The following is an 8,345-nucleotide window of genomic DNA, read 5'->3' on the forward strand; positions in this document are numbered from 1 at the left end:
TCAGACACCGTGACTTCAGACACCGTGACTTCAGACACCGTGACTTCAGACACCGAGAGTTCAGACACCGAGAGTTCAGACACCGAGAGTTCAGACACCGAGAGTTCTGACACCGAGAGTTCAGTCAATGGAGCTTCAGGCATTGAGACTTCTGATGAGGAGCCGCGTTCTGAGCATCAGGATCCGTCAATAGTTATTCAGCAACAAAATGAACTGATAACCCAACTTCGACTGGAATTAGCAAACCAAACTGCAACAAAGGAGGCTGGTGCAACAGGAGGAGCCACAGGAGGAGCCACAGGAGGAGCAAAAGGATGCCCCATTTGTTTCAAGTCAGTGGGAGATATTATGGTGTTACAAAGTTGCGGACACGCTGGCTTTTGCGAAAATTGTGCTCGGCGAATTATAGATGAGCAGAGGGACTGTCCCTTTTGCAGGGAAAGACCGCTATCATACTTGAGGGTCATCTTTATGTCTCATCATTGAATGTGTGCACAGTGCTATATGTCGTGTGTAATAAGCGGGGTTAAGCTGCCTGTTGCAAAAGCCTTGAATAAGCGAGCCTGCAAGGCTTCCTTATGCGACAGCGGTTTATTTGTTGTGGATAAATTGCAGCTCAATAATGCAGTTATGTAAACAAATTCAGGTGAACGTATGACCTTAGGACATTCCTTTAAGACGATTTTGTGTTCAGTGATTTTGTTTTTTTATCAGCAGGGGCTGGCAAATGACACCCATGATCTTGAAGAATATCGTGAGTATCAAAAAAAAAACTGGAGACCGCCTTCAGAAATACAACAAAGGCAAACAGGTCAACCCGTCATATGCCCACTTGAAAACATCCGTATTGGCTTTGTCAGGCTTAATCTGCAATCTGAGGACGTATTTGGAGATGGGCGGCTGGAAATCTGTGAAGATTACGAGGTTTCTGAGCAAGACTTTAACCGTATGATCAACTTTTATTTTAATTATGTGGAGATGCCTTTTCGAAAAGTTCGCATTCAAAGGGCATTAAGATTAATACATCGTATATTCGCTATAAATATAAAGAAGACCAATGGACATAGAGCGGATGACAAAGAACTCATCAATACAACGGCAAAAAGCCTCTTTGAACAATTATTTTTGTCTGAAAACACAGAGGGTGCCAGTAATCCTTCTTTCCAATATTTCTATGGTTTAGCGAAACGCCAACATAATTATGTCGGTGTTAATAACCGTCTGATCCTGATGTTTCTTGCTTTTCTTGGTCCCCATTTTCTTTCCAGGGGGGATCTTGATACCTACTTCAAAATGTTGGATTACAGCTATACCGGAGAAAGTATCGGTCGAGTATTCATTCGTGACTTTCTTTCTGGAAGTATGAATAAAGAAAACTCTCCGCAAAGCATTGGCAATCAATTAAATGCAGTCGGATTGGACAAAGAAACAGCACTTCTAATCGGTTTAACTGCAATGGCAACAGCCGCTTTTGAGTACATGAATTCAGGACTGGGATGGCCAGATACACTGGAAAAATTGTTGAGAAGATACTTGCCATACGAGATTCTGGCCATTGTTTACAACAATATGGCCAACTTTTGCAGTCCGGGACACCCATGCTCTGTACCTAATGTTATGTTCAGCCTGAGTGGCATGCAAGAGTTTACACACAGTATTTTGGGTATTGACCCCACAACGGAAACATCGTCTGAAAGGCAGGACTATCGATCGGATTATGCTCAGGATTCAGACAGAGGGGGTTCTACTGAAGATCAGGATCCGTCAATAGTCATCCAATATCAAAATGAAGTCATAGCTCAACTACGACGGGAATTAGCAAACCAAACTGCAACAGAAGAAGCCGGTGCAGCCGGAGGAGCCTCAGGAGGAGTAAAAGAATGTCCAATTTGTTTAGAGCCATTGAAAGAAATGATGGGCTTCGAAAGTTGTGAGCACGTTGGTTTTTGCCGGGGTTGTATTGAGCAATGTATAAAGGATCAGAGAGGCTGTCCCTTTTGTCGGATAAAATCGAACTCCTACAGGAAGCTTTTCGACATGTCTTCTCGTTGAAGTGTCTGTACTGCTGATCTGTTGCCAAAGCACTGAATAAGAGGGCCTGCAAGGCTGTGACAGTGGTTAATTTATTTCGGATAAATTCCAGTGGTACTGGTTCAGTTGTTTTAATGAGAGCAGGTGAAAGTATGACTCCAGAGTATTTCTTTAAGACGCTTTTGTTTTCAGTGTGTTTGTTTTTTTATCAGCAGGGGCTGGCAAATGATACCTACGGCCTTGAAGAATTTCGCCAGTATCAAATGGCGAACTGGAAACCGCTTTCAAAAAAACAACAAAGTAGCACAAGTCAACCCGGTATGTGCCTGGTTGAAAATATTCGTATTGGTTTTGTCAGACTTAATCTGGAAACTGACAATGCATATGGAGATGGGCGACTGGAAACCTGTGAAGATTACCAGGTTGCTCAGCAAGACTTTAATCGTCTGAACGATTTATATTTTAATTATGTGAACATGGGTGATCCTCAACATCGAAAAAATCGTATTAAAAGAATGCTGAGGCTAATGCATCGTATATTCGCTATTAATATAAATATAACCAATGGAAAAAACCAGGAAGAGCATGTCTTAATCAATTCAAAGGCACTAAGCCTTTTTGAAAATTTGTTCTTATCTGTCAACAGAAATGGCAGCCGTAATCCATATTTCAATTATTTCTACACCGCTCCGGAGGCGCCTGAGTGCAATTATATTCGTGTTAATAAGGATCTGGTTCTGATGTTTCTTGCTTTTCTTGGCCCTCATTTTCTTACCAGGCACGAAATTTATATCAGCTTTAAAGTGCTGTCTGGCAGATATATCGGAAAAATCTGCGCTCGAGCATGTGATCGTGCATTGCTTTCTGAAAATATCAATGAATATAATTCTCCGCAAAGTCTTGCCAATCAGTTAAGTGCAGCTGGATTGGACGCAGAAACAGCACTTCTAATCGGCTTAGCTGCTATGGCATCAGCCGCTTTTCAGCGCATGAATTCAGGACAGGAATCGCAAGAGACACTGGAAACTTTGTTGATAAGATGCTTACCATACGAGTTTCTCTCGACTATTCACGACAGGATGTCCTGCCATTGCCACACTCAGCGCTCGCACGAGACACCGAGGGCTATTTATACCGATGATGGTATGCGAGAGTTTACACACAGTATTGTGGGTATTGACCCCACACCAGTATTACCAGTGGCATCTTCGTTAGTAAGCCTTGAATATCTGGTATTTAACGATCAGGATTCAGATAGTGAGAATTCCTTTGGGGCACCAGATTCTGGGAATCATGATCAGTCAATAGTCGTTCAACAACAAAATGAACTGATAGCCCAACTACGACAGGAATTAGCAAGCCGACCTGCAACGGAGGAAGCCGGTGCAGTTGGAGGTGCTTCAGGAGGAACCAAAAAATGTCCAATTTGTTTCAAGCCAATCGAAGACATCATGGTGTTACAGGGTTGTGGGCACGCTGGTTTATGCGAGGGTTGTGCCGGGCGAATTATAGATGAGCAGAAGAATTGTCCCTTTTGTAGGGAAGCAACGTTTTCATATATGAAGGTTATCGACAAGTCTTTTTATTGACTGTGGGAACAGTGCTGGTGTATTGCCTGATACTCTATTTCCCTGAGAACAAGAGTCACACTTTGTGCCCATTATTGGTACCTACTATAAATGCCATCGATTGTTACAAACTTTTGTGGAGTGAAATAAAACGGGGCTAAACTGTCTGCTGAAAAAGCCCTGAATGAGTCATTCTTCAAGGCTTATTTATACGACAAAGTTTATTTGTTTCGGGTAAATTACAGTTCGCTAGTGCAGTTGTTTTAACGAATGCGGGTGAAAGTATGACCATAGGGTATTCCATTAAGACGCTTTTGTGTTCAGTGTGTTTGTTTTTTTATCAGCAGGGGCTGGCAAATGACACCTATGGCCTTGAAGAATTTCGCAAGTATCAAATGGCGAACTGGAAACCGCTTTCAAAAAAACAACAAAATGGCACAGATCTAGTCGGCATGAGTCCACTTGAAAACATCCGTGTTGGCTTTGTCAGGCTTAATTTAGCCTCTGATGATGTATCTGGGAATGATCGACTGGAACTCTGTGGAAATTACGAGGTTGCTGAACAAGACTTTAATCGCCTGATCAGTTTTTATTTTAATTATGTGAATATGGGTGATTTTCATTATCGAAAAGTTCGCGTTCAGAGAATGCTGAGGCTAATGCATCGTATCTTCGCTATAAATATAAATATGACCATTAGGCAACAAAGCCTGGCACAGAGAGATTTAATCGATGCAACGGCAAAAAGTCTTTTTGAGCAATTGTTTGGAACAGTCAATATAAATGGTGTAAGCAATCCTTATTTTAATTATTTCTATTCAATTCCGGGTGCTCCACAGTCCAATTATATAGATGTTAATAACGATTTGGTCCTGATGTTTCTTGCTTTTCTTGGTCCCCACTTTCTTTACAAGGATGAACTTTATACCTGCTTTTGTATGTTGGGTGACATATATACCGGACAATGCTTCGATCAAGCGTTCGATAGTACACTGCTTTCTGACAATATCAATGAATATAATTCTCCGCAAAGCCTTGCCAATCAGTTAAATGCAGCCGGGCTGGACGCAGGAACAGCACTTTTAATCGGTTTGACTGCAATGGCATCGGCAGCTTTCCAGCGCATGGATTCAGGGTTGGAATCGCAGGAGACACTGGAAACCGTGTTTATAAGATGCTTGCCATACGAGCTTCTGCCCAATGTTTACCGCAATATAGCCAGTCATTGTCGCTCTGGGCGTTCGTGCCCTGTACCCGGGGCTATGTACACTCTGGTTGGCATGCAAGCGTTTACACTCAATATTGTGGGTATTGATCCCACTCCCTCATTATTGGAGCCATCATCGCCAGAAAACCTGGACTTTTTAGTGGATTATTTTGAGTATTCAGGCAGTGAGGAGTCTGTTGAGGAGTTGGATTCTGAGGATCAGGATCAGTCAGTAGTCGTTCAACAACAAAATGAACTGATTACCCAGCTACGACAGGAATTAGCAAGCCACCCTGCAACAGAAGAAGCTGGAGCAGTTGGAGGAGCCACAAGAGAAACCAAAAAATGTCCAATTTGTTTCAAGCCAGTCGAAGACATTATGCTGTTGCAAAATTGTGGGCACGCTGGTTTTTGTGAGTGTTGTGCTGAGCGAATTATAAATGAGCAGAGGGTCTGTCCGTTTTGTCGGAAAACACCGTTTTCATATGTGAAAGTTATCGACAAGTCTTTTTATTGAAGGCTCGAACCTTGTCGGCGTACTGCCTGATGCTTTGTGTTTGCTTAAGAACGAGAGGCACAGCTGTACCCACTCTAAACTTCATTGATTGTTATAACCTTTCGTGGAGCGTAATAAAGTTGAGATTAAACTGTCTGTTACCAAAGTCATGAATAACGGGTACTGTAAAGCTTATATATACGACAGTAGATATTTTCTATCAAGGGTAAATGGCAGTTGTAGTAGTGCAGTTGTTTAAACGAGAGCAGGTGAAAGTATGACCTTATGGTATTCCCTTAAGACGCTTTTGTTTTCAGTGTGTTTATTTTTTTATCAGCAGGGACTGGCAAACGACACCTATGGTCTTGAAGAATTTCACCAATATCATGTGACAAACTGGAAACCGTTTGAAAAAAAAACACAAAATAGCACAAATCAATCTGGCATTAGCCCACTTGAAAACATCCGTATTGGCTTTGTCAGGCTTAATTTAGCCTCTGAAGATCTATCCGGAGATGGGCGACTGGAAATCTGTGAACAATATGAGGTTGCTGAACAAGAATTTAAACTGATGATAAGCTTTTATTTTAATTATGTGAGCATGGGTCACCCACAGTATCGAAAGGTTCGTATTCAAAGAGTGCTGAGGCTAATACATCGTATATTCGCTATTAATATAAATAAGACCAATGGGCAAAGTGCAGCAGAGAAAGAGCTAATCAATGCAAGGGCAAAAATTCTTTTTGAACAATTTTTTTTGTCTGTTAACATAAATGACAGCATTAATCCTTATTTCCATTATTTCTATCCGGGTTCGACGGCACATCTCTCCCATAATGTTGGTGTTAATAACAGTCTTGTCCTGATGTTTCTTGCTTTTCTTGGTCCCCATTTTCTTTCTAAGGATGAACTTTATACTTACTTTAGAACGTTGATTCACAGATATACCGGAAAAAGCTACGATGGAGCGTTCGGCCGTGCATCGCTTTCTGAAAACATCACTGAATATAATTCTCCGCAAAGCATTGCCAATCAACTAAATACAGCTGAATTGGACACGGAAACAGCAATTCTAATCGGTTTAACTGCAATGGCATCAGCAGCTTTCCAGCGCATGGATTCAGGATCGGAATCGCATGAGACACTGGAAACTTTGTTGATAAGCTGCTTGCCATTCGAGCTACTTGCCACTGTATACAGAAATATAGCTAGCCATTGCCGCCCAGGACACTCATGCCCTGTACCTTTGGTTATGTATACCGAGGATGGTATGCAGGACTTTGCACAGAGTATTGTGGGTATTGACCTCACATCTGCAACATCGGCAGAAAGCCTGGAATATCTATTGGATTATTCTGAGGTGGCAAGCAGCGATGGTTCCGTTGAGGAGTCGGATTCTGAGCATCAGGATCCGTCAATAGTCATTCAACAACAAAATGAATTGATAGCCCAACTACGACAGGAATTAGCAAGCCAACCTGCAACGGAGGAAGCAGGTGCAGTTGGAGGAGTCTCAGAAGGAAGCAAAAAATGTCCAATTTGTTTCAATCCAGTGGCAGACATTAGGGTGTTACAAAGTTGTGGACATGCTGGTTTTTGCGAGTTTTGTGCCGGGCGAATTATAGATGAGCAGAGGGACTGTCCGTTTTGTCGGGAGACACCGTCGTCATACATGAAGGTTATAGACAAGTCTTTTTATTGAATGCGCGAACAGTGCTAGTATAGCTTTTTGAGGAATGCAGTAAAGCGGGGGTTAAACAGTCTGTTGCCAAAGCCTTGGATAATGAAGTCTGCAAGGCTTCTTTATACGACAGTTGATTATTTGTTAAGGGTGATTTGCAGTTAGAGTAGTGCAGTTTTTTCGAATGAAGGTGAAAGTATGACCTTATGGTATTCCTTTAATCCGCTTTTGTTTTCACTGTTTTTGTTTTTTTATCAGCAGGGGCTGGCAAACGACACCTATGGCCTTGAAGAATATCTACAGTATCAAATGACAAGCTGGAAACCGCTTTCAAAAAAACAACAAAATAGCACAAGTCAACCCGGCATGAGCCCACTTGAAAACATCCGCATTGGCTTTGTCAGGCTTAATTTAGCCTCTGCCGATCTATCTGGAGATGAGCGAATGGAAACCTGTGAAGATTACGAGGTTACTGAGCAAGGCTTTAATCGTCTGAACGAGTTATATTTTCATTATGTGAATATGGGTGATTCCCTGTATCGAAAAGGTCGCATTCAAAGAATGCTGAGATTAATACATCGTATATTCGCTATTAATATAAATAGGATCAATGGTCAAAGCTCGGTAGATAGAGAGATAATTAATGAAACGGCAAAAAATCTTTTTGAACAATTTTTTTTGTCTGCCAATATAAATGGCAACAGTAATCCTTATTTCAACTGTTTCTATTTAGCTCCGGCGGCACATAAGTCTCATCATGTCAGTGTTAATAATGATCTGGTCGTGATGTTTTTTGCTTTTCTTGGTCCTCACTTTCTTTCCAGAGAAGAACTTTATGTCGGCTTTAGAGTGTCGGATAACATATATACCGGAGAAAGCTACGATCGAGCATTCGACCGTGCATTGCTTTCTGAAAATATCACTGAATATAATTTTCCGCAAAGCCTTGCCAATCAATTAAATATGGCAGAATTGGACGCAGAGACAGCACTTCTAATCGGTTTAACTGCAATGGCAACAGCAGCTTTCCAGCGCCTGAATTCAGGAACGGAATCGCATGAGACACTGGAAGCCATGTTGATCTGCTGCTTGCCATACGAGCTTTTGCCTATGATCTACCAGAATATAGCCAGCCATTGCTGCTCTGGAAATTCGCACCCCGTACCTGAGTTTATGGATACTCTGGGTGGCATGCATGTGTTTACATACAGTATTGTGGGTATTGACCTCACACCTACATTATCGGAGGCATCATCGCCAGACAGCGACGGTTCCGTTGAGGAATCGGATTCTGAGCATCAGGATCCGTCAATAGTCATTCAACAACAAAATGAACTGATAGCCCAACTACGACAGGAATTA

General features: G+C 41.9%; 6 protein-coding genes. All 6 read left to right on the forward strand.

From position 1 onward, the window contains the following. A partial coding sequence (locus tag KDK18_RS01375) for an RING finger protein (protein WP_257252648.1) occupies positions 1-486 on the forward strand: 486 nt, incomplete at its 5' end. Positions 487-654: 168 nt separating this feature from the next. Further along, positions 655-2,052, forward strand: a complete 1,398-nt coding sequence (locus KDK18_RS01380; RefSeq protein ID WP_257252649.1) for an RING finger domain-containing protein — start codon at positions 655-657, stop codon at positions 2,050-2,052. Positions 2,053-2,165: 113 nt separating this feature from the next. Beyond that, positions 2,166-3,620, forward strand: a complete 1,455-nt coding sequence (locus tag KDK18_RS01385; protein WP_257252650.1) for an RING finger protein — start codon at positions 2,166-2,168, stop codon at positions 3,618-3,620. Between the two features lie 263 nt (positions 3,621-3,883). Further along, positions 3,884-5,323 (forward strand): RING finger protein, encoded by a 1,440-nt coding sequence (locus KDK18_RS01390; protein ID WP_257252651.1) that lies wholly within the window; start codon positions 3,884-3,886, stop codon positions 5,321-5,323. A gap of 256 nt (positions 5,324-5,579) precedes the next feature. Continuing rightward, positions 5,580-7,004: an RING finger protein gene (locus KDK18_RS01395; protein ID WP_257252652.1), complete on the forward strand. Its 1,425-nt coding sequence runs from the start codon at positions 5,580-5,582 to the stop codon at positions 7,002-7,004. A 177-nt stretch (positions 7,005-7,181) separates the two neighbouring features. Continuing rightward, positions 7,182-8,345, forward strand: a 1,164-nt coding sequence (locus KDK18_RS01400; RefSeq protein ID WP_257252654.1) for a hypothetical protein, incomplete at its 3' end; no start/stop codon positions are given.

The sequence above is a fragment of the Endozoicomonas sp. SESOKO3 genome, assembly GCF_024606255.1.